The organism is Balneola sp. (assembly GCA_003712055.1).
Taxonomy (GTDB): domain Bacteria; phylum Bacteroidota; class Rhodothermia; order Balneolales; family Balneolaceae; genus RHLJ01.
In genome coordinates this window covers 251,849-275,488 of the sequence record RHLJ01000005.1, presented here as the reverse complement: position 1 = coordinate 275,488, position 23,640 = coordinate 251,849, and the positions used below count along the sequence as shown (strand labels likewise).

General features: G+C 40.1%; 23 protein-coding genes. 7 read left to right on the top strand and 16 right to left on the bottom strand.

The features are described from left to right. Window positions 1–54: 54 nt before the first annotated feature. From ED557_13165 to pfkA, 15 genes are all read right to left on the bottom strand, one after another. Window positions 55–528, bottom strand: coding sequence for a dihydrofolate reductase (locus ED557_13165; GenBank protein RNC80071.1), 474 nt, complete (start codon window positions 526–528; stop codon window positions 55–57). After that, the gene (locus ED557_13160) at window positions 525–1,373 is read right to left on the bottom strand and encodes a thymidylate synthase (protein RNC80070.1); all 849 of its coding nucleotides are present in this window, start codon (window positions 1,371–1,373) and stop codon (window positions 525–527) included. The genes ED557_13165 and ED557_13160 overlap by 4 nt, the downstream gene beginning before the upstream one ends. A 15-nt stretch (window positions 1,374–1,388) precedes the next feature. Further along, window positions 1,389–2,771 (bottom strand): magnesium transporter, encoded by a 1,383-nt coding sequence (gene mgtE, locus ED557_13155; protein ID RNC80141.1) that lies wholly within the window; start codon window positions 2,769–2,771, stop codon window positions 1,389–1,391. A gap of 87 nt (window positions 2,772–2,858) precedes the next feature. Next, window positions 2,859–3,608, bottom strand: a complete 750-nt coding sequence (gene rnc / locus ED557_13150) for a ribonuclease III (GenBank protein RNC80069.1) — start codon at window positions 3,606–3,608, stop codon at window positions 2,859–2,861. Beyond that, window positions 3,609–4,853 carry a beta-ketoacyl-[acyl-carrier-protein] synthase II gene (fabF, locus tag ED557_13145; GenBank protein RNC80068.1) on the bottom strand — a complete coding sequence of 415 codons (1,245 nt, stop codon included), beginning with the start codon at window positions 4,851–4,853 and terminating at the stop codon, window positions 3,609–3,611. It abuts the gene before it with no gap. Window positions 4,854–4,868: 15 nt separating this feature from the next. Then, window positions 4,869–5,108: an acyl carrier protein gene (locus ED557_13140; GenBank protein RNC80067.1), complete on the bottom strand. Its 240-nt coding sequence runs from the start codon at window positions 5,106–5,108 to the stop codon at window positions 4,869–4,871. Between the two features lie 83 nt (window positions 5,109–5,191). After that, window positions 5,192–5,941, bottom strand: a complete 750-nt coding sequence (gene fabG / locus ED557_13135) for a 3-oxoacyl-[acyl-carrier-protein] reductase (protein RNC80066.1) — start codon at window positions 5,939–5,941, stop codon at window positions 5,192–5,194. Between the two features lie 8 nt (window positions 5,942–5,949). Next, complete coding sequence (gene fabD / locus ED557_13130) at window positions 5,950–6,837, bottom strand: [acyl-carrier-protein] S-malonyltransferase (protein ID RNC80065.1); 888 nt, start codon at window positions 6,835–6,837, stop codon at window positions 5,950–5,952. A 1-nt stretch (window position 6,838) separates the two neighbouring features. After that, window positions 6,839–7,828, bottom strand: coding sequence for a ketoacyl-ACP synthase III (locus ED557_13125; protein RNC80064.1), 990 nt, complete (start codon window positions 7,826–7,828; stop codon window positions 6,839–6,841). 10 nt (window positions 7,829–7,838) lie between these two features. After that, entirely contained in the window at window positions 7,839–8,822 is a 984-nt protein-coding gene (gene plsX / locus ED557_13120) for a phosphate acyltransferase PlsX (protein ID RNC80063.1), read from the bottom strand. A gap of 10 nt (window positions 8,823–8,832) precedes the next feature. Further along, on the bottom strand, window positions 8,833–9,012 hold the full coding sequence (locus ED557_13115; GenBank protein ID RNC80062.1) for a 50S ribosomal protein L32: 180 nt from the start codon (window positions 9,010–9,012) through the stop codon (window positions 8,833–8,835). 16 nt (window positions 9,013–9,028) lie between these two features. Beyond that, window positions 9,029–9,535 carry a DUF177 domain-containing protein gene (locus ED557_13110; GenBank protein RNC80061.1) on the bottom strand — a complete coding sequence of 169 codons (507 nt, stop codon included), beginning with the start codon at window positions 9,533–9,535 and terminating at the stop codon, window positions 9,029–9,031. 52 nt (window positions 9,536–9,587) lie between these two features. Then, window positions 9,588–10,223 (bottom strand): deoxynucleoside kinase, encoded by a 636-nt coding sequence (locus tag ED557_13105; GenBank protein RNC80060.1) that lies wholly within the window; start codon window positions 10,221–10,223, stop codon window positions 9,588–9,590. A gap of 8 nt (window positions 10,224–10,231) precedes the next feature. Continuing rightward, window positions 10,232–11,521: a glucose-6-phosphate isomerase gene (locus ED557_13100; protein RNC80059.1), complete on the bottom strand. Its 1,290-nt coding sequence runs from the start codon at window positions 11,519–11,521 to the stop codon at window positions 10,232–10,234. Between the two features lie 13 nt (window positions 11,522–11,534). Beyond that, window positions 11,535–12,512 carry a 6-phosphofructokinase gene (gene pfkA, locus ED557_13095; GenBank protein RNC80140.1) on the bottom strand — a complete coding sequence of 326 codons (978 nt, stop codon included), beginning with the start codon at window positions 12,510–12,512 and terminating at the stop codon, window positions 11,535–11,537. A gap of 118 nt (window positions 12,513–12,630) precedes the next feature. Between pfkA and ED557_13090 the strand changes: the two genes are divergently transcribed. From ED557_13090 to ED557_13075, 4 genes are read left to right on the top strand one after another with little or no spacing between them, the layout of a single operon-like run. Beyond that, window positions 12,631–13,650: a polyprenyl synthetase family protein gene (locus tag ED557_13090; protein RNC80058.1), complete on the top strand. Its 1,020-nt coding sequence runs from the start codon at window positions 12,631–12,633 to the stop codon at window positions 13,648–13,650. Between the two features lie 3 nt (window positions 13,651–13,653). Then, entirely contained in the window at window positions 13,654–14,433 is a 780-nt protein-coding gene (locus ED557_13085; GenBank protein ID RNC80057.1) for a hypothetical protein, read from the top strand. Next, complete coding sequence (locus ED557_13080; protein ID RNC80056.1) at window positions 14,430–16,769, top strand: hypothetical protein; 2,340 nt, start codon at window positions 14,430–14,432, stop codon at window positions 16,767–16,769. Before ED557_13085 ends, ED557_13080 begins: the two co-directional genes overlap by 4 nt. Continuing rightward, window positions 16,763–17,362, top strand: coding sequence for a class I SAM-dependent methyltransferase (locus ED557_13075; protein RNC80055.1), 600 nt, complete (start codon window positions 16,763–16,765; stop codon window positions 17,360–17,362). The genes ED557_13080 and ED557_13075 overlap by 7 nt, the downstream gene beginning before the upstream one ends. Before the next feature lie 18 nt (window positions 17,363–17,380). Here ED557_13075 and ED557_13070 read toward each other — a convergent pair whose 3' ends face one another. After that, window positions 17,381–18,571: a hypothetical protein gene (locus tag ED557_13070; protein ID RNC80054.1), complete on the bottom strand. Its 1,191-nt coding sequence runs from the start codon at window positions 18,569–18,571 to the stop codon at window positions 17,381–17,383. Between the two features lie 198 nt (window positions 18,572–18,769). Here ED557_13070 and ED557_13065 point away from each other — a divergent pair, with 198 nt between their 5' ends. From ED557_13065 to ED557_13055, 3 genes are all read left to right on the top strand, one after another. Continuing rightward, window positions 18,770–21,025, top strand: coding sequence for a glycosyl hydrolase (locus tag ED557_13065; GenBank protein RNC80053.1), 2,256 nt, complete (start codon window positions 18,770–18,772; stop codon window positions 21,023–21,025). Window positions 21,026–21,217: 192 nt separating this feature from the next. Then, window positions 21,218–22,369, top strand: a complete 1,152-nt coding sequence (locus ED557_13060; GenBank protein ID RNC80052.1) for an alpha/beta fold hydrolase — start codon at window positions 21,218–21,220, stop codon at window positions 22,367–22,369. A gap of 558 nt (window positions 22,370–22,927) precedes the next feature. Further along, a complete protein-coding gene (locus ED557_13055) occupies window positions 22,928–23,572 on the top strand; it encodes a hypothetical protein (protein ID RNC80051.1) in 645 nt (214 codons plus the stop codon). Window positions 23,573–23,640 lie beyond the last annotated feature (68 nt).

Here is a 23,640-nt window from a genome sequence, read left to right as displayed (position 1 = left end):
GCACGTAAAAGTAAAGCGATTGAGGGGAAGATTAATCTTTCTTAATCGGTATTCTTAAATAGTAGACCTAATATATACTACAAAGGAGAGGTTATCTGTTTCTTCTCTTGAAACTTCTGTCCAGGTACTTCCAATCTCACTTCTATACTCTGGAAAGAACGTATCGCCTTCGTACTCTTTTTTTATTTCAGTCACAATCATTTTGTTGACCATAGATAGGGTTTGCCTATAGAGTACCCCACCACCAATAATAAATACCTCTTCATCGTGAATATTTTTGAGTGCTTCTTCTAAACTCTTGTAGGTTTCTACCCCTTCATAGGATTTTGATCTGGAGAGAACAATGTTCCTTCTTCCAGGCAACGGAATTTCATTTAATTCTTCAAAAACTCCGCGTCCCATAATAATGGTATTGCCAAGTGTTGTAGACTTAAAGTGCTTTAGGTCTTCGGGGTAGCGCCAGGGTAACCCTCCATTATTGCCAATCACCAGGTTTGGATCATGAGCAACAACTATAGTGAGAATCATACAGCAACCTCGAACCTGATCACAGGATCCGGATCATAATTCTCCAGGGTAAAGTCCTCATACGTAAGATCGTCCACCGGCTTATTGGCAATCTTCAAAGTTGGTAAAGCCCTTGGAGTTCTCGTTAGTTGCTCTTTGAGTCCATCTACGTGGTTTACGTATATATGAGCATCAACAATAGTATGCGCGAAGAAACCTGGCTCTAAACCTACTTCCTGTGCAATTGCCATTGTTAGCGCCGAGTAGCATGCCAGGTTAAATGGAATTCCTAACGCTATGTCCCCGGAACGTTGAGTTAAGTGGCAATTCAAACGTCCATTAGCAACATTAAAGATGTACATAAGATGGCAGGGAGGTAGCGCCATTTCTCCTAATAAGCCTGGGTGCCAGGTACTAACAACAATCCTCCTGCTATTGGGATTGGTTTTGAGCATATCTATTGCTCTTTGTACCTGATCAAATTCTTTGCGAACCCAAATGTCTTTTTCAATTTTTCCTGCCTGGCCTTCAAGTTCAATCGTTTCTTTTTCTAACGAAGGGAATCTTCTCCAAAGCACTGGGTAAATCGGTCCAACATGTCCATCTTCATCCGCCCAGGCATCCCAAATGTGGCAATCATTTTCGTCTCTTAACCAGCGAATATGATCCTCTCCCCTCAAATACCACAAAAGCTCTAAAATCACCGATCTGAAATAAACTTTCTTTGTAGTTAAAAGCGGGAAACCGTCTGCTAAATCTACTTTATAATATTCTGCAAAATTGGAGATTGTATCCGTACCTGTTCTGTTTTCCTTTCTTACACCGTTTTCAAGTACGCTTCTTACCAGATCGTGATATGCTTTCATTAGTTGTATTGGGGATTAGAGTAAAATTTTTCCTAGGAATAAGATTGCTATCGAAAAATAAATAATGATTCCGCTTACATCCACTATTGTTGCAACAAAAGGTGCTGAAGAAACAGCAGGATCTAAGCCCAGTTTCGAAAGAACAAATGGAAGCATTGCTCCAATGAAATTTCCGAATAGTACAATGCTCAAAAGACTGAGAGCAACCACTAAAGCGGTTAATAACATTTGTTCACCAAATGGATTTCCAGCAATAAGCTCCCAGCTTATTAATGTTACAAAACCTAAAATTCCAATCAGGCTTCCCAAAATGAGACCGGAAAGAAACTCTCGAGCAAAAACCTTTTTCCAATCATCAAATTTAATGTCATCTGTTGCTAGTGCGCGAATAATCAGAGTTGCTGCTTGAGCTCCGGAATTACCGCCACTTGCAATAATTAGCGGTACAAAAAATGATAAGAATACAATTTTACTCAAAAGCTCTTCGTACTGCCCCATAGTCAATGCAGTAACAATCTGCCCCACAAATAAGATGATTAACCAACCTAATCTCTTTTTTACCATCGAAGAAATTGTGGTTTGAGAATAGTAATCATCAAGAGCATCCATCGCGGCCATCTTCTGCATATCCTCGGTGGTCTCTTCCTCCGCCACATCAATAATATCATCGACCGTTACAATACCTACCAGGATTCCATCCGAATCAACAACCGGAACGGCTACCCTATCATATTTAGCAAACATCTTTACCGCCTCTTCCTGGTCGTCATAGGCGCTTAGTGCAATAAAGGTATCATCCATTACAGTTGAAATCGTATCCTCTGGATTTCCTACTATGAGCTGAGTGATTTTGAGGTCATCTATTAAATGCTCTTTGTCATCAACAACGTAAATAACGTTTAAGGTTTCGGCTACTTCCGCATACTTTCTAATATGAACCATGCTTCTTTCTATGGTCCAATCAGATTTTACTCTGACATATCGGGGAGTCATTAGCCTACCCACACTATCCTCAGGGTATCCCAGCAGTTTTTTGATCTGCTTTTGATCCTCAGGATTCATCGAGTTCATCACACTCTGAGTGAGATGTCCGGGTAATTCTTCCAGTAGTGCCACCTGCTCATCAGGTTCGAGATTACCCATTACATCAGATAGCTGCTGCCGGTTGAAAAGTTCGAGAAGTTCTACCCCTTTAGCGGATGGGAGTTCTGCAAAAACATCGGCAGCTACAGGTTTTTTTAGCAATCTGAAAACAACTACAGCCACACTACCGTCTAGCTCAACTAACAGCTCTGCAATATCCGCCGCGGGAACATCGGCAAGTACCTCTTTCAACCCAACCCAATCTTTGGCCTCAATGAGTTCTTGGAATTCTGGTTTGATGAGCTGTACAAGCATATTATGAGGTACTGAAGAAATTCTAGCCAATGCCAAGATGACGGCTAAGAATCGCGCTTAATCACTCAAAAAACAAGTAGTGCTTTTTTATTCTTCGGTAAGATTTAGAACCTGAAGTGCCGCCTCTGCAGCAAGCTGTTCTGCTTTTTTCTTACTCTTCCCAATCCCTGTTCCCAGCTCCTCTTCACCAATTAAAACCGTAACCTCAAAAGTACGGTTATGCCCAGGTCCAGACTCATTTATCATTTTATAGCGAGGCAAAGGGAGACGTTCAGCTTGAGTATATTCGAGCAAGGCACTTTTGTAGTTATCAACGGTATGAATGACTTCCTCAAAATTGACAAACTTATCAAAAACATACTCAACAAACTGGAAGGCATTTGAATAGCCCTTAGTGATGTAAATAGCGGCGATAATGGACTCAAACACATCGGCTAAAATACTCTTTGAAATCTTGGTATTACCAGACCTTTCCCCCATTTCCATTAAGTCTTCTAATCCAAGTTGGGTAGAAAACTGAGCCAAAGTTTCTCCCTTTACTAACTTTGCCCTGATCTTTGTAAGAAAACCCTCATCTTTTTTAGGGTATTTATTGAATAGGATTTCTGCAGCAATCAAATCCAGTACTGCATCCCCAAGAAACTCCAACCGCTCATAAGAATCGTATTTTGCGTATTGCTCCTGGGTAAGCATAGAGCGATGGCGAAGAGCTCTTTGGAATAGTGCCCTATCCTCAACTTTAAGCCCGATAATTTTCTCGAGGCTAACTATACGATCATCTTCTAAAGCAGAAACTTTGCTTTTGCGGGTAAACAAAGATCTGAGAAGGGATCGCATTTAATTTTCGAACTTCTTGAATACTAGTGTTGAGTTATGCCCCCCAAATCCGAATGCATTATTTAATGCATATCGTATATCCCTTATTACTGGCTCATTAGCAGTGTAATTTAAATCGCATTCAGGATCCTGGTTGTCCAGGTTTATGGTTGGAGGAACGGTTCCGTGGTAAACTGCCAGTAAAGCAGCTACCGATTCAATGGCACCTGCAGCACCTAAGGTATGGCCGGTCATTGATTTAGTGGAATTCAGATTGATTGTTTTGGAATGTGCACCAAATACTTTCTTAATCGAGTTTGTTTCTGCTATATCTCCAAGTGGTGTTGAGGTTCCATGCATGTTGATGTGATCTACATCCTCAACATTAATGCCTGCAGCATTAAGAGCATTATTCATGGCGATTTGAACTCCTCCACCATCCGGGTCCGGAGCCGTAATATGGTAAGCATCGGCAGAGTATCCATAACCTGCGAGTTCTCCGTAGATGCGAGCACCTCGTTTTTTTGCAGATTCAAGCTCTTCCAACAAGAAAATACCAGCACCTTCTCCTAGCACAAAACCATCTCGATCAACATCGAAAGGTCTTGAGGCTCTTTCCGGCTCATCGTTTCTGGTTGACATTGCTTTCATGGCATTGAAGCCAGAGATTCCAATTCTTGTAACCGGAGCTTCTGTTCCACCAGTTACAGCCATATCTGCCTGACCATACTTAATCATATCGTAGGCTATTCCGATATTATGAGAGCCTGTAGCACACGCCGAAACGGCACAAAAATTTGGGCCACGGAATCCATACCGGATTGAGATTTGACCTGCAACCAGATCAGGGATTAACATAGGAATGAAAAAGGGAGATACTCCTCTTGGGCCTCTTTCATGAAACGCAATGGATTGGTCATAAAAAGTCTTCATCCCACCTATTCCGGTTCCAACAATAACTGCCACCCGGTCTTTATTAATCTTTTCAAGATCAATGCCCGAGTCCTCTACAGCTTCCCGAGTTGCAACAATAGCATATTGAGCTACCAGATCAAGACGTCTGGCATCTTTGTGCTCAAAATGATCTTTAGGGTTATACCCTTCAAGTTGTGCTGCAAATTTGGTTGGGAAATCGGTGGTATCGAAATGTTCAACTGGTCGGGCTCCACTTTTGCCCGATAGCATTCCATTCCAAAAAGCAGGAGCGCTCTCACCAATTGGGGTGAGAGCGCCAATGCCTGTTATTACGACTCTACGTTCGCTCATAAAAAAGGAAAAGCTTTAAGATAGTTTACCTGAAAGATAACTTACAGCATCACCCACAGTAGCGATGTTTTCTGCGTCTTCATCAGGGATGCTTAAATCAAACTCTTTTTCGAATTCCATAATAAGTTCTACAGTATCTAAAGAGTCTGCGCCAAGATCGTTAGTGAAATTTGCATCTGAAGTAACCTCAGATTCATCAACGCCTAATTTATCAACGATAATGGCAGTTACTTTTGATTCGACATCTTGTGACATAATTCGTCCTATTGTATTTATTGGTAGTTAGATTGAGTTAAAACTAGTTTAACATAAAAATTCATTTGTGCATCTGCAATAGTTTACATTGCCATACCGCCATCTACACGAAGGGTTTCTCCGGTTATATAGCTACTCATGTCAGAAGCTAAGAAAGCAACTGCATCTGCAATCTCATCCGGATTACCTGCTCGTCCAAGGGGTGTGGCAGCTTTAATACTATCCAGTACTTTTTCATCTAGTGCATCCGTCATATCAGTAGTGATATAGCCTGGTGCAACTACATTGGCACGTATATTTCTGGAGGCTAATTCTTTGGCGTAGGATTTTGTGAAGCCAATAATCCCTGCTTTGGAAGCTGAATAATTACTTTGGCCTGCGTTTCCGGTTATACCTACGACCGAACTAATATTGATAATTGAACCGCCTCTATTCTTCATCATTGGGCGGGCAACCACTTTTGAGTAGTTGAAAATACTTTTCAGGTTCGTGGTTATTACATCATCCCACTGATCTTCAGCCATTCTTAAAATCAGGTTATCTTTGGTGATTCCGGCATTATTAACCAGAACATCAATTTTGCCCCAATCGGAAACAAGTTCATTGATAACTGCTTCAGCCTGACCAAAATCAACAGCATCGGCTTGTATAGCTTTTGAATTTCTTCCTAGCGTTTCTATTTCAGCTTTTACCTGATTAGCTGCATCTGCAGATCTCGCATAAGTAATAGCAACATCAGCTCCAAGGTTTGCCAATTTAAGCGCTATCGCTTTTCCAATTCCCCGGCTACCACCGGTTACTAAACATGATTTTCCTTCTAGTGTTAATCCCATAGGTGTTTTTATTGATGTCCTGAAATTTCTGCTTTTCTGTTTGTTCGTTTTACCAGACCCTGTAACACTTTTCCTGGCCCAACCTCTACAAATGATGTAGCATCATTCTCCATCATATTTGTAAGGGTTTGAGTCCATCTTACAGGATTCAAAAGCTGATTCAACAAGTTAGATCTTATTTCTTCAGGATCGGATGTTGGTTTGGCTGTATAATTACTATAAATCGGGCATGATGGCACTTCTATTTGAAGCTGTTCTAATTGCTCTCTCAAGCCATCTAAAGCAGGTTGCATTAGTGATGAATGGAAAGCGCCGCTAACCGGAAGTAACATAGCCATCCTTGCACCTTTTTCTTTAGCAATTTCAACCGCTTTTTCAACTGATTCTATATATCCGGAAATAACGAGTTGGCCTGGACAATTGTAATTAGCAGCGATTACTTCTTTCCCAGTAGCCTTGCTGGCTTCCTGGCATATTTCTTCAACAAGTTCATCATCCATCCCAATTATTGCCGCCATAGTACCCGGATTTTGTGATCCGGCTTGTTGCATGAGTTCACCTCTTCTGCGAACAATTCTTAGTGCATCCTCAAATTGAACTGCTCCACAAGCAACTAATGCAGAGAATTCACCGAGGCTATGACCAGCAACCATATCAGGTGTAGCATCAAGTGTCTTGAAAAGAGCTACTGAATGAAGAAATATGGCTGGTTGTGTAAATTCAGTTTGTTTAAGTGTCTCCTCAGGGCCTTCAAACATAATCGCGCTGAGGTCAAAGCCAAGAACCTCATTTGCCTTTTTTACTAACGCAGCAAAATCAGGGTTTGAATCAAAATGTTCCTTCCCCATGCCAACAAATTGAGAACCTTGTCCCGGGAACAGATACGCCGTACTCATTTTAGATACTCCATTTTACATAAGTAGCGCCCCAGGTGAAGCCTCCACCAAAAGCAGCTAATACGAGATTATCCCCTTTATTCAGAGAATCTTTCCAGTCATATAAACATAAAGGAATGGTCGCGGCGGTGGTATTTCCATACCGACCTATATTAATCATAACCTTATCAGAAGAAACTCCCATTCTATTAGCGGTAGCATCAATGATTCTCAAATTAGCCTGATGAGGTACTAACCATGCCACATCTTCAGCGGTCAAATTGTTCTTCTCCATTATCTCAAGAGACACATCCGCCATTCCCATGGTAGCTTTTTTGAAAACTGCACGACCATCTTGCCTAATGGCATGCATTCTCTGGTCAACGGTTTCATGTGATGCAGGAAGTAAACTTCCCCCAGCCGGTTGATACAATGCACAATTGGTATCGCCCTCAGTGTAATGGATATTGTCTATGATTCCTGTTTCATCATCAGAAGCTTCTAAAAGTACAGCTCCGGCTCCATCACCAAAAAGAATACAGGTGGTTCGATCACTCCAGTCAAGAATTGAAGACATCTTATCTGCCCCAATTACTAACACTTTTTCTGCATTTCCACTTTCAATAAAAGAAGCACCTGTTGTAAGAGCGTATAAAAACCCAGAACACGCTGCTGAAATATCAAAAGCGAAGGCATTTTTTGCTCCAATTTTTTCTTGTACCAAACAAGCTGTGGCAGGAAACATATAATCCGGAGTAACGGTAGCAACAATCACAATATCCACTTCCTCAGGAGATACACCAGCAAGTTCGAGAGCTTCCTTAGCGGCTTTTTCTCCCATATATGAAGTTGCCTTATCTGGATCCTTAAGGATTCTGCGCTCTGTAATTCCAGTTCTCGTTCTAATCCATTCATCGTTTGTATCAACTAATTTTTCAAGATCGAAATTAGTCAAACGATCTTCTGGCAGAAAATGTCCTACCGAAGAAATTTTAGCTCTTCTTACTTCCATATGGAACTTATCAATTTAGAGATGCGACAATTTTGCCATTCACATCATTTTCGATGCAGCTAATGGCACTTTTAATCATGTTTTTTATTGCTAGAGGAGAGCTTCCACCGTGCCCAACAAGGCTTACTCCGTTAACTCCCAAAAATGGAATCCCACCAACCGTTTCGTAGTTGAAAGGTGCCAACGCTGTTTTTAAAATCTTTTGTGCACCCATTACATGCTCAGCTTCCATATTTAATTGCTGAACAGCCGATTTAACCAACACCATAATGGTTTCAGGGATTGATTCACCAAATTTTAGTAGAATATTCCCTACTAATCCATCAGATAGATATACATCTGCCTTTCCTGGAAAAATGTCCCTTCCTTCAACATTTCCAATAAACCCATCGAGCGACTGAAGATGTTTGTTGATTTCTTTGAGGGCTTCTGTACCTTTTTCATCTTCCTCACCAACATTTAAAAGGCCAACCTTCGGATTATCAATTTTTAAAATCTGTTCACAAAAAATCTGACCCATTTTTGCAAATTGAAAAGCCATCTCAGGGCGAATTTCAAGGTTAGCCCCGGCATCAACCAATAATCTAAAGCCTTTTAAGGTTGGGTAGTAAGACGCAATAGTTGGTCTTGATACGCCTACCAGCTTTCCTAAAATAAATGTAGAAGCAGCTAATAAAGCACCTGTATTACCAGCACTTACAAAACCATCACATTTACCAGCTTTATGAAGGCCAAGGCCTATTGCAATAGATGAGTTTCTCTTGTTCTTAACAGCACTTGCTGGTGATTCTTCCATCCCAATGATCTCAGGAGCATCCTGGACAAAAACTCTGGAAGAATCGTAATCATGCAAAGCCAATTCAGCTTCTACCTGATCCTTAGGGCCAACTAAGATAATAGACAGGGAATCGATTTCTTTTATAGCAGAAAGGGCTCCCTCAACAGGGTGTTTTGGAAAAAAATCACCACCTGCTGCATCTATTGCGATAACCATAGAACAATGATTAGTTGGCTACACTTATTACTTGTCTTCCTCGGTAATACCCGCACTCCGGGCAAGCATGATGATATCGGTGTAGTGTTCCGCAATTAGAACATTTTGCAAGAGTAACGTCTGCAATTGCATGATGAGATCTTCTTTTGTCTCTTCTTGCTTTTGAAGTTTTTCGTTTTGGGTGTGCCATTATACCTTAAACTTTATTATTTCTTTAATGCTTTTAATGCTTCCCATCTTGGATCAACGTAATCCTCATCATTTTCATCGGAGCTTTCACCAAACGTTTGAGAAAGCATCTCTTTAGGATTTCCTTGTTCATCCAAAAGTCGGGGATGTAATTTCTTTGTAGGGACATTCACAAGAATTGTGTCTAACACGTCTTGTTCTATGTTTATTTGTTTAGATGCATGATCAATATTCCTTATCGCCGTTCGCTCGTCAATCGATTCTTCTACCCTTTCATTCTTAAAAATAACCTGGTACTCAGTTTCTACCAGGTGCGGATAGGCATCAAGAGATCGGTCACAAATTAGCGTCACTGTTACATCAAGTGCCATTTGCACCTGTATAAAGTGAGTAGTCCTGTAGAAGTTGATATTAATAGTTCCGGATTTGAGTGAAACTTCACCCAGATCTATATCTTCAGCATTAAGCTGAATACTTCTTTCACTCTTACCTTCAGGAATTTCAAAGATCTTAAACTTAAACATAGCATGTCTCCGTACAGCCGCAAAAGATAAGGATAAAACGATTGTTGTACAATCAATTAAAAAGCCCGTAAAGGCGCTGCTCTATTAGTGCGATTATCTTTCCCAGATCCTCAGGATCATTTACGAAATCGAGGTCATCGGTATCAATAATTAGCTTCTCAAAAGGATATCTGTCAATCCAATCCTCATAGAGACGGTTTAACCTTTCTAAATAATCAATCCGAATGGTGTTCTCATAGTCTCTCCCTCTTTGTTGAATTTGCCTGACTAGTGTAGGAACCTGAGCTCTTAAATAGATTAATAAATCGGGTGGGCGCAGATAATGACTCATTTCTCTGAACAAAGCTTCGTAGTTCTCAAAGTCACGATCACTCATAAGATTCATCTCATGAAGGTTCTTTGCGAAAATTTCTACGTCTTCGTAAATGGTACGGTCCTGAATCAAACTTATTTCTTCCTGAAGCATTTCTTTTTGATGTCTAAATCTACTTGATAAGAAATAGATCTGAAGGTTGAAACTCCATCGTAACATGTCTTCATAGAAGTCGGCCAGATATGGGTTATCCTCTACCGATTCATAGAATGCTTCCCAGTTGAAGTGCTTTGCAAGTAAACCAGTAAGGGATGATTTACCAGCCCCGATATTCCCTGCTACTGCTATATATTTTGCTTTGCTTTTATCGCCCAAAACTTTTTTTAACTTTCTTTTCCAAGCAAACGGTACATCGCTTTTTTGTAATCTTCAACCCCTGGTTGATTAAAAGGATTAACTCCAAGACTATATACAAAAACGCCCGTCAGTAACTCAAAAAAGTAGATAAGTTCCCCAAGATTCTGCTCATTGAGAGCTTGGATTGTAATATTTACAATTGGAACGTTCCCCTCCTGGTGCGCCTCAGTAGTACCTTCTCTGGCACTTTGATTAATTTCATGAAAGGATTTTCCTGCAAGGTAATTCAGTTTATCATCATCACCTTCGAGGCTGGTAACCTCTATTGAAGAAAATCCCTTTTCAACAATAATGAAGGTTTCCATCACGCTTCTCTTCCCTTGCTGGATAAATTGTCCAAGACTATGTAAATCGGTTGAATATTTTGCAACTGCCGGAAATATACCTTTCCCTTCTTTCCCTTCACTTTCGCCAAGTAACTGTTGAATCCAGCCACCAAAGGATGATAGTTCGGGTTCAAAACATGCGAAAACATCGATGGTTTTTCCATCTTCATGAAGTGCATTTCTTAGTGCTGCATACTCAAGTATATCCTCAGCATCATCTTCATATTTTTGGTAAGCTGAAACTGCTCCGTAAAAAAGAGTTTTAATATCTATTCCAGCAACAGCAATAGGAAGCAAACCTACCGGTGTAAGTACCGAAAACCTTCCTCCTACATCATCAGGGATAATGAATTTCTTGTATCCTCTTGCGTCGATCTGAGGATTTAACACTCCTCCTTTCTCACTGGTTGTACAAATAATACGGTGTGTGGTATCCTCATACAGCTCCTCTAATACTTCACGAATTGCCCTGAACGATAACGCGGTTTCCAGGGTAGAGCCTGATTTCGAAATAACATTAACATAAATGCTTTTTGCAGAACCATCAGCTTTAGGAGCTTTGAGGTAGGCAAGTAGTTCCTGAAGATATTTTCCGCCCATATGATGCCCTGCATACAAAATCTCAGAGCCATTGTTTTCGAAATGAGGAGATAGTGCATCAATTACGGCCTTAGCACCCAGGTACGAACCTCCAATTCCGCATACAATAAAAATATCTGCGTTTGATCGAATCTGGTTCGCAAGATTTGAAATCGTTTCGAGTTCTGCGTCATTTGGATTTGCAAGAATATCACGCCAACCGAGCCATTCAGAACCAGGCCCGGTTTTAGTTTTTAATTGCTCAAGGCCTATATCTGCTCTCGTTCTTGCTTTTATATACGATTCATCTCTTAAAAAAGAGCGCGCAATTCTAATATCCGCTGTAATCATGAATGAATGTCTTTTATCTAAGTAGTTTTGCTAGTTCAATGAGAGTATAATCCAAGGTCTTTTTCTTTGACACTGCTACTCGCATCGGAGTAATTTTAAGCGCATTATTTACAATTCCAACCATTACCTCACTGTGCCCTTCGAGCAATACTTTAACTGCAGATGCACCTAATCTGCTTGCCAGTACCCTGTCATGCGCTGAAGGAGTTCCCCCTCTTTGAATATGTCCAAGAATACACACCTTCATATCGTACTGCTTGAAGTCGTCCTTTATCTTTTCGGATAATTTTAATGCGCCCCCTGTTTCGTCTCCCTCAGCAACCACGATTAAACTACTTCTCTTTTGCTCTTTAAGCATATTTTGAAGTTGAGATTTAATCTCTTTTATATCCGTTAACTCTTCCGGTAACAACACCAGTTCGGCTCCACATGCAATCGCTGTTTCAAGCGCTATAAATCCGGTGTCTCTACCCATGACCTCAACAAGAAACATACGCTCATGAGCATCGGCGGTATCTCGGATCTTATCAATTGCTTCAAGAGCGGTGTTTAATGCAGTATCGTATCCAATAGTCTCATCCGTCCCAATGATATCATTATCAATTGTCCCGGGAATACCAACAACATTTATCCCGTGTTCTTTACTTAGGATATTGGCGCCAGTAAAAGTACCATCTCCTCCAATAACTACGAGAGCATCTATATTTCTTTCCTTGAGTTGATCTGCTGCTTTTTGTCGCCCTTCAACAGTACGGAAATCATGGGATCGAGCTGACTTAAGAACAGTCCCCCCTCTTTGAATAATGTTTGAGACAAAATTGGAACTTACAAGTTCAAATTCTCCTTCTATGAGTCCCTGGTAGCCGTGAAAAACAGCATAGACATTTACATCATAAGCTTTCGCAGTGCGTACAACTGCTCTCACAGCTGCATTCATCCCCGGAGAGTCTCCACCACTTGTAAGTACCGCAATGGTCTTAATTTCAGACAATTGTTGAATCATTTGGTTGTAAATAGTAAGAGTTGAGTGAGTAATTACCCTATAATATTATGCTGGATAATAACTAATTTACGGGGCACGCAAGTTTAAGAAAATTTGAACACTTTTAATGATCGATAGTGTAGAACTACAAAGAATTAATACTGAGACGGTCTCCAGAAAATCTCTTTCAGAAATTACCGCTCCGGTTTCCTCTGATTTACAAGAGTTTAGAGAGTTCTTTAAAAAGACTATTCGGTCCGATGTTTTCCTGCTGGATCAGATCATCTCCTATTTACTTAAACAAAAAGGAAAAGAGATCCGACCTACACTTGTCTTCATGAGTGCCAATCTGTTCGGAGGAATTAATACCAGAAGTCATATTGCTGCAACCATGATTGAACTTCTGCACACTGCTACGTTGATACATGATGATGTAGTAGATGATGCCAACTCCAGAAGGGGGTTTGTAAGTATTAATAAGATTTGGAGGAACAAAGCCGGAGTACTACTTGGTGATTATCTCCTCTCAAAAGGTTTATTAATCGCACTAGAAAACGAAGAGCATACGTTGCTTAAAGTTCAGTCTAAAGCTGTTCAGAAAATGAGTGAAGGAGAGCTGAGACAGTTAAAAACTGCGGGGCTCTTCAATATGACTGAGGAACGATATTTTCAAATAATCTCCGAAAAAACGGCCAGTCTTATTTCAACTTGTTGTGAATGTGGTGCTGTATCGGCATCTGATGATCCTCAAATGCATAAACTAATGAGCGATATTGGAATGTGTATTGGGATCGCATTTCAAATTAGGGATGACCTGTTTGATTATGGGGTTTATGATATAGGAAAGCCCACCCGGAATGATATCCAGGAACGTAAAGTAACACTTCCCCTTATTAAGGCACTAGAACATAGCTCAAAAAAAGAGGCTTCACGTATTAGGGCTCTAATGAAGAAAAGATCAAAAAAATCCCGCGACGTTGATGAAATTGTGAATTTCGTTCATGAAAAAGGTGGAATGGATTATGCTCGCTCCATTATGTATGATTATGCAAATGAAGCAATTTCAGGTCTAGAAAAGATTCCATATTCCAGTCATATACAAGATTTCGTAGATCTCATTCACTTCATCATCACTAGAAAAAAATAGTTAATGGTGGGACGAGAGCATTTGTTTATCTCTGACGTTCACATCGGAGCCTTCTCACCAATCAAAGAAGAAGAACTAGCACGAAATTTACTTACTCTCATCGATTATGCTATTGAACATGAAGCCTTATTGTATGTGTTAGGAGATCTATTCGATTACTGGATGGAATTTCCAAAACAAAATTATATACCCAACATTGGAAAAGAAGTACTGGATAAATTTGAAGAATATAATCGATCGGTTGCAAAAGCACTCTTCATAACTGGCAATCATGATAACTGGACCTTTGGACACTTCGAAGACCGGGGGTTTGATGTAGAGCGAAACTACAGAGTTATAGAACTTGAGGGATTAAAGGTATTATTAATGCATGGAGATGGTCAGTTTGGAAAAAGGGATGACTTTATCAGACCTTTCTATCACAAGGTATTGAGGCATCCAACCTTTACTAAAATCTTTCAAAAAGTCTTCTCCCCAACTCTTGGCCTTTCTTTTATGAAGATCTTTTCGAACGTAACCAGAAAGAGAAATTATCGAAATCCTGTACCATTGAACAATCATGCAGAAAGTATCCTAAATGCTAAAGAAATAGATCTCGTATTATGCGGTCATGATCATATTCCGAGAATGGAAACTTTTTCCGGCGGACGCTATATAAATTCCGGACCGTTTTTTTCTGATGGAACACTAGTGCGATATAAGAATGGGGCATTTGAACTCGTTAAATGGCACATAGAAACTCAGGAATTCGTACCTTTTCTCTCAAATTCAATAGAAGCATGAGCAATTCGGATAACAATCCCATCGATCATCATCGGTATTTTAATGACCCGGAATACCGAAAAGAAATTCTTGCTCAAAAGAAATCTGCTCCTACTCCCCCTTTAAAAAAAGGAACTCCATCAAATGGAATAGGAAAAAAGATAGTAGGCTTTTTTGCACTTACTCTTTTAATTGGGGGTATTGCAGTAGGTGGATATGTATATTTTTTATTTCAGGGACTTCCTTCTATTGCACAGCTTGAAAATCCTGAAACTGCTATAGCTACTGAAGTAAGAAGCAGAGATGGCGTTGTACTGGATAAATACTTCACCCAAAACCGAACCTGGGTACGCTACGACCAAATCTCTCCTCATGCCATAGATGCATTAGTTGCTACAGAAGATCATCGCTTCTATGATCACTGGGGAATGGATATGATAAGAACACTGGCAATCCCTTATCACGTGCTTAGAGGTGATCCACAGGGTGGTTCTACACTTAGCCAACAGTTGGCTAGGAACCTATATAAAGAAATTGGTCTCGCTTTTTCGATCTCAAGGAAGTTCCGGGAGATGATCACTGCTGTTCAAATTGAGCGTAACTATACTAAGCGAGAGATCATCGAGATGTACTTGAATACGGTTGAATACCCCAATAGTGCTTTTGGTATTGAAGCCGCTTCACGAACCCATTTTAATAAATCTGCTCACGAGTTAACTCTTTCTGAAGCAGCAACTTTAGTTGGTTCTGTTAATGCGATTTACCGCTATAATCCAAGACTATTTCCCGACAGATCTAAATCAAGGCGAGACATTGTTCTGTATTTGATGAATCAACAAGGGTTTATTTCCCAGGTTGAGAAAGAACAACTCCAGGCTGCACCTATTCAATTGGACTATCAGCCACCTTCAAAAGCAGGACGGGTAAGTCGATATTTCGGAGAATATGTTCGACAAAAAGTTTCTGGTTGGGCTGAGGAGAATGGGTATGATCTTTATACTGATGGGTTGGTTATTTATACCACCATCGATTCTAAACTCCAGTCTTATGCTGAGAAGGCGATGCGCACCAAATTGGATTCTCTTCAAAATATTTTTGAATCTGAATGGACAACCCGAAGAAGTACTATCTATATGGATAAGCTATGGGAAGAGTTTCCGGGTTTTAAAGATAGCTTTTTGAGAGATACGGATGAGTACAAGAATGGCTTCCAAAAATGGGATACTAAGATTGAACGAGTTGTATTTGATAGCCTGAAAGCAGACTCTATGTTTGTGGATTCAGTGATGAAATCCAGAACCCGCTTAGAAGCTGGCTTCGTTGCCATTGAACCTTCAAACGGAAATATATTGGCATGGGTAGGTGGCTCTAACTACGGAAATGTTCAATTTGATCATGTATACCAATCGCGACGACAAGCAGGTTCTACTTTTAAACCTTTTGTGTATTCGGTTGCTATAGATAACGGATTTAAGCCATATCATAAATTCTCGAAGTACCCTACAAAGTATTATGATCGGTCAGGGAATGTATGGGCTCCGAAAGATCAAACCGTTTCAGATGGACCAATTATGGTACCTCTTCGTCAGGCTTTGGCACGAAGTCTAAACAATATTACGGTGCGATTACTCCCTGAAATTGCCGGATATCCGGGTACAAATAAGCTATGGGAACTTGATCCAGCCGCTAGAAAAATTAAGGATATGGCCTCTAATTTGGGGATTGATATGAGCAATACCCCGGCCTACCCTTCCATTGCTTTAGGAACTGCAGAGGTGAGTTTATTGGAAATCACAAGCGCCTACACTACTTTCGCAAATTCTGGGGTTCACATAGATCCGATCGCCATTACCCGGATTGAGGATAAAGAAGGAAATATTTTAGTTGAGTATTATCCTGAATACAGACAGGAAGTAATTAGTCCAGAAACAGCTTATATCATGACAGATATGATGCGTGGTGTTATACGAGGTGGAGAAGGATACCATGGTACCGGAGTACGATTAAGGAATGTATATGGTGTACGCCAGGATATTGCAGGTAAAACCGGAACCACACAAAACTCGGCAGATAACTGGTTTGTTGGAATGACCCCTCACATTGTGATGGGTGCCTGGGTAGGTGGCGAAGATCGAAGAATCCGCTTCCCAACCGATAACCCGAATAGTATTGGACAGGGAGCACGCTCTGCCCTTCCAATTGTTGGGGAATTTATTACGTATGTAACAGCCGATAAAGATGCCTATTGGGGTTATGATGCTTTTGAACCGCCTCCGGGCTTTGTAATGCCAGAAGATCCAGAAGAAACTCAAAATGAATTATTGAGAGATAATAACCGTGGTAGGATTGGGTGGTAAAAGGAACACAAGGTTATGCTTCTGTAACCAGGGAATTTGTCAAAGCCACTCACAACCTTTCTTTTACAGAACTACACAAAGATTTCATTCCTTATATCCCAAAAAAAAGATCGAATATCTTGGATTTAGGAGCAGGAATAGGACGAGATGCCCATGAGCTTTCGGAGATGGGACATTCCGTTATTGCCTTGGAACCATTAGAAGAGTTTAGAATATCAGGAATGAACCTATACCCATCTTCAAATATTACTTGGATAGACGATTCGTTACCGAAATTGGAAAGACTGAAAAAGAGTTCTTCTAAGTTCGACTTTATCTTATCCTCAGGAGTATGGCATCATCTGACCCCTAAAGAACAGGAACTTGCACTTTCAGAAGTGAGTATACTGCTCAATAAAAATGGTGTCTTAGCTCTTTCTCTAAGAAATGGCCCTGCAGGCGCAGGTAGCCATATATTTCCTACTGATGGAAAAAAGACTATCCAAATGGCGGGTACTTTAGGATTAAAGTGTGTACTTCATCTTGAGAATCAACCAAGTCTCTTAAAGCATAAGAAAAAAGTTTCCTGGTCACGATTAGCTTTAAAAAAGTAATCGATTTTTAGCCGGGTACTAGGTGCTTACTTTTTCCTTTGTCTTTTTTTCGTTCTTCGAAAAAATAGTATCAATAGCTTCTTTTTTGGCTTTTACATCTCCGGATGTTGTTTTAATAAATTGAGCCAAAAAAGACTTTGTGGGATTCTTTAATGCAGCTATCAATAAACCACAAATCGACAAAGTGATGGAGTTATTGTCCCATTGCATTACGTTATACCGAACCGCGCACCCTACGGTATAATCGGTATGGTTCCTAACCGTATGTAACCAAGCTGAAGGATTATAGAGTACATCTCCCGGCTCTAGTTCATACCTGTAGAATGGAATATGCTTCAAATATGGGAAGTCTTTGACAAGTTCTTCGTAAGTATCGGCGTCCATATTCAATTCTTCTTCAAGCTCAGATACCGTATAGGTTCCATATTTAGCTAATGCTGGCTTAAATACCGGTAAATACGTTGGATCAATAAACAACCATTCCTTTTTACCATGAATATTCAAAAACATGTTATCACCTAACGCACAATGAAGTGTAGAACCACTATTCTTTCTACGGGAGATAAACCACTGGCTAATTGAGCTTATCTGATTTCGAAATTCGTCGATGTCTTTCCCTCTACTCCTTTCCAGATAATCATCATCATCGAGTATTCCGTAAAAGTTATTTATGTAACAATCTCTATACTCTTCCTTTGTTAGATATTCTTCCAGGGTTGAAGTTAAAAGCTCCACATTTTGCCCAACCCTGTTGTTTTTCTTTTTCCCAAAATTTCGGTCAACAAATTTAACCTCTTTTTGACCATGCACTTCTATAAGAGACTCTACAGTGGTAACATCCATTACCTCTTCACCTTTTATGTACCCCTTTAACACCAAAGGCATATTTATTTTTCTCCCCCAGTGATTAAAGAATTCTCTGTCTATATACTTGCCGTCGATTGAAGGAAGGGGCATCGTGCCATCAAATGTGACAATAGCATTTTTGACAAGTTGGTTTACTAGGCTTTTATGTAGAAATCTGAGCACTTTACCTGATAAACGTGAGCTCTCATGTCGTTTATAAAGTGTTCCATCTTCCTTTTTCTGTTTTGACAAAGAAAAAGCATAGTCAAGAATAAACCACATTGACCATATGAAACCTTTAAGTCTAAACGCTGCCTTAGGAACATCCGGATTGAAATTCTCTACCCTTTCTAATACACCCATTTAATATACCCGTTACTTAATACCCAAAAATCGATCTGATAATATTTAAAATCTGTTTCCTGTCCAATAATCTTATTCAAAATAAAAAGATATATTTCCTCAATTAAATTGATTAAAGTCTATAAAATCCCTTTTATAAGCCTGGCTAACGTTTTGGTCTGTAGCAACTAACCACAGATCTGATACCCCCACAATCTCATGAGACCTATGAAAAAAATCTTTTTTAAACCTCTACCCTGTATATTACTTCTCTCTCTCTTTTTAACTCCAGAATCTGTAATTGCTCAAACCGCTTATTATGATCTGGATACACTAATAGAATCGATCGTAGACAAGATGACGATTGAAGAAAAAGTTGGTCAATTAGCGTTAAGGGGAAGGAGTAGCAGAGAAAGAGGAGCTCTGCCGGAAGAATTACTGAATAGTGTAAGAAACGGAGAAATCGGAGCTTTTTTGAATGTAATGGATACCTCTCATGTGAGGAAACTGCAGGAAGTAGCAGTTAAAGAAAGCAAGCATGGCATTCCACTTCTTTTCGCTAGAGATGTCATTCATGGATTTAAAACCATATTTCCCATTCCATTAGGTCAGGCTGCAAGCTGGAACCCCGATATGGTTGAAGAAGGAAGCCGGATAGCTGCACTAGAAGCTAGTTCAGTAGGTATTAGATGGACTTTTGCTCCCATGCTGGATATTACACAAGACAGCCGCTGGGGGCGAATAGCTGAATCGCCTGGGGAAGATCCTTATTTAGCTGGTCAACTGGCTGGAGCCTATGTGCGTGGTTTCCAGGGAGAAGACCTTTCAGATCCTACCCGAATGGCAGCTACTGCTAAACATTTCATTGCTTATGGTGCGGCTATTGGGGGTAGAGACTATAACACTGCAATAGTAAGCGATGAACAACTTTATAATCTTTTCCTTCCTCCTTTTGAAGAAGCTATTGCGGAAGATGTAGCAACTTTGATGTCCTCTTTTAATGAAGTAAACGGAGTCCCTGCAACTGGAAATAAGAAAATACTTATGGACATTCTGAGGGGAGAATTTGGCTTTGATGGATTTGTAGTCTCTGACTGGAATTCTGTGATCGAAATGATTGCTCATGGTTTTGCGGAAGACTATGAACATGCAGCTGAATTAGCTGCTAACGCTGGTTTGGATATGGAGATGACCTCGACCGCTTACGAAGAGTTCTTGGTAGAATTAGTAAAGGAAGGAAAGGTGCCAGAATCTCAGTTAGATTTTTATGTAAGCAATATTCTTAGGATCAAATTCAGACTCAATTTATTTGCTGAGCCCTTCATCCCCCAAAACCATCCCGGAGAATTTTACGCAGATGAACACCTCGAAAAGGCCAAAGAAGCGGCAGTCGAAAGTAGTGTCCTTCTAAAAAATGAGAACGTACTTCCTCTAAAACGAGATCAAAAAATTCTACTAACCGGACCATTAGCTGACAAAGGAAGAGAGCAACTGGGTACCTGGACATTTGACGGGGAAGGCGATCCTTCTATTACTCCCAGAGAAGCGATGGAAAATGCTGTTTTTGTTGAAGGCCTGTCCTTTAGCCGAGATAAAGATCAGAGTAATTTCCAGGCAGTGTTGGATGCCGCCCAAGATGTAGATGTTATTGTATTCATAGGGGGTGAAGAAGCCATTCTTTCCGGAGAAGCACACTCACGAGCAAATATTAAATTGCCAGGAGCTCAAGAGGAATTATTGACGGAACTGACAAAACTGGATAAACCGGTAGTCTTGGTATTGATGGCTGGAAGACCCATTAACATTACCGAATATATATCCGATTTAGATGCCGTACTTATGATGTGGCACCCCGGCACTATGGGAGGCCCTGCCCTGGAAGAGATGTTATTAGGTATTTCAGAACCTTCTGGTAGGTTACCAGTTAGCTGGCCAAAAGCAGCCGGACAACTGCCCTACTTCTATAATCATAAAAATACCGGACGACCTGCAAACCCTGATTCTTTCGTAGGCATAGATGATATCCCTGTAGGTGCCTGGCAGAGTAGTCTTGGAAATGAATCCCATTACCTGGATCTGGGCTTCACTCCCCTCTTCCCATTCGGCTATGGACTTTCATACAGTGAAGTTGAATATGGAGAGATAAGCATATCCAATTCTAGACTGGGAGACGGTGAAAACATTACTGTAGAAATACAGGTTTCTAATAGCGGAGATCGGACCACATCCGAAGTAGTTCAGCTGTATATCCGGGATAAGGTTGGAAGAATTACCCGACCTGTTCGTCAACTTAAACGTTTTGAAAAGATAAATTTGTCTCCCGGTGAAGAAAGAACGGTAGTATTCACCATGAACTATGACGATTTCAAATACTATGACAACGAAGGAGTATTTGCTGTGGAGCCCGGTGAGATAGATATCTATGTAGGAAGTAACTCTATTACTACAAATAAAGTAACTATAAAAATAGAGTAAGCTGATATAAACTAGCTTGGAGCCTAATTTTGCTACGGTTCTATGTAAACGGTTCACAGCAATAAATCAAAAGCCCGTAGGAATTTCTGAATCGAATGTTCAATTCGCCTTCCAATTTGTTCAATTCACTTTATTTCTAGCTTCAAATCAGTCGAAATCATTGTTCATTTGTTTTGAATTTCAAACCAAAAAATGAATACAATGATTTTTCGATTTCCTTCAACAATGTTAATCCTTTCCTTCTTTTTGTTATCTGCTTGTAGTGATGATGGTAACATGCTGGTGGATAGCGCTGATCCCGTAGATAGCCTTATAGATACTCTTGTTACTTCTAGAGGAATACAATTCGTAAGAACTCCAGAGGAGAATTTTCAAGATCTACCCGATTGGCCTTATGCCTATCAATATGTTGAAATAGACGAATTGCGACAGGCGTACGCAGAAGCTGGGCCAGCGGATGGTGAAGTGGTACTGCTGATTCATGGTCAACCCAGCTGGTCTTATTTATATCGATACATGATTCCCGTATTGGCGGATTCGGGATATAGAGTTATTGCAATGGACCATTTAGGAATGGGACGCTCTGACAAACCGGTTGATATCTTTGATTATAGTTATTTGGGACACAGTGACCGACTTGAGCGATTTATACAGCAATTGGAATTGAGCGATATTAATTTGTTCGTGCAAGATTGGGGGAGCTTGATTGGCTTAAGAGTGGCCGGACTTAACCCTGAATTATTTGCTACAATAAGTGTAGGAAATGGTGCATTACCAGTTATTCCTGCTGGGGTCTTTCCAATGACACCCATTCAGAATCCAAATGAGATTCTAGAGATGGAATCACCTTTTACCAGTATACCCGAGCAACAAGAACCTTTCTACGATGGGTGCGACCTACTTCCAGGAGCAATTTTTGATTTTGATGCATGGGCGCTCTATTCCATGAAAGGAGCCTCTTACGTCGCATCTGAAGTGGTTGAAGCACTAACCTGGTACGACCTCTCGGAAGAAGTAGAAGCAGCCTATGATGCACCTTTTCCTAGTAGAGAATATATGGCGGGTACTCGTACATTCCCTGCCTTAGTCAATGAAGTATCCGGTCAAAATGAAGAAGCTTGGATGGGTCTTACCTCTTATACAAAACCATTTTTAACTATATGGGGTAATAATGATCATGGTTCGCTAGGGACATGCGAAGCACAAGAGATTTTTGTTGAAAACGTACCGGGAGCAGAAGGAAAACCACATGTAAGACTTGAAGAAGCTGGACATTTCCTGCAAAGTGATCAAGGCGAAGAGATCGCCCGCCGACTTGTTGATTTCTATTCTACTGATTGGTAGTGTACTCGTAAAATTTCAACAAAAATCATCACAACGAAGGATGACAAGAATCTACTTCATTTGATTCAAAACCTATTCAGAGTATAAAAAACCTCGCATCATACCTGCGAGGTTTTTTTTATTACCTATGTAACTACTGATAAAGATACACATTGGGAATATGATGCTTTCGAACCATCCGAGATTTTTAATCCCGAGGATGATGAAGAAACTCAAAATTAGTTATTAAAAGACAGTAACCGTGGAAGAAACGAGTGGTAGTAACTACCTCTTTACCTGCATAATTACCAACTCTATGTACTATTTAGTTGCTACAGGTTCCTTTGATTTATTTTCGCTCTTTGAAAAATCGTATCGATTACCTCTTTTCTTCATTTACATCTCCGAATATTCCTAGCTAGTGCAAGCGGTTCAGAGTAATAGATTAAAAGCCAGTATCAATTTCTCAATAAAGTTCAATTAACCTTCCAATTTGTTCAATTCGCTTTATTTCTAGAATAAAATCACCCGAGATCATCGTTCATTTGTGTTGAATTTCAAACCAACAAAATAAATGATATGAAAACCAAATTAGTGCTTGTGTGGCTCTGTACAGTTTTAATTTATGTTCTGTTTCTAGCATGGAATGGGTTATTCACAAGCCCATTAACAGAACAAGAAATAGAAAAATACGCTGAAGTCTCAAAAGATGATTATCCGGAAGATGCTTGGGAAGAGATGCTTTCATTTTTGAAGGAAGATGACGGAAAACCTGTAATTATGGTTAATGCTATTAAACTACGTGATACTCCCAACGCAGTGAATGGAAAAACTTTCAATTCTTCCGAAGAAGCTCTCGAAGATTATTCTAGTTTTGTAACATCTTATTTAATTAAAAGAGGTAGTTATCCAATATTTATTGGAACATCACTAATAAATTCCCCTGAAGTATGGGGACTTGAAAACGCAGAAGAATGGACTTCAGTCGCAATGGTGAGATACAAAAGCCGGAGAGTAATGATAGAGATGTCTTCAGACCCTGTTTTTCAAAAATTTCATGAGAGTAAAGTAGCAGCTATGGAAAAGACCATCGCTATTCCAGTAAGCTCTAATATTCATCTTGTCAATTTAGACCTGTTTGTAGGATTATTTTTGACGGTTATTGGATTGTTTATTTCATTGTTCATAATAAGAAAAAACACAGCTGCCCTTGAGATAGAATAGCAAACCTATCTCCACAAAAAAAGCCCCAACAATGCTGGGGCTTTAAAAATCTATCAGAAAAGTACGGA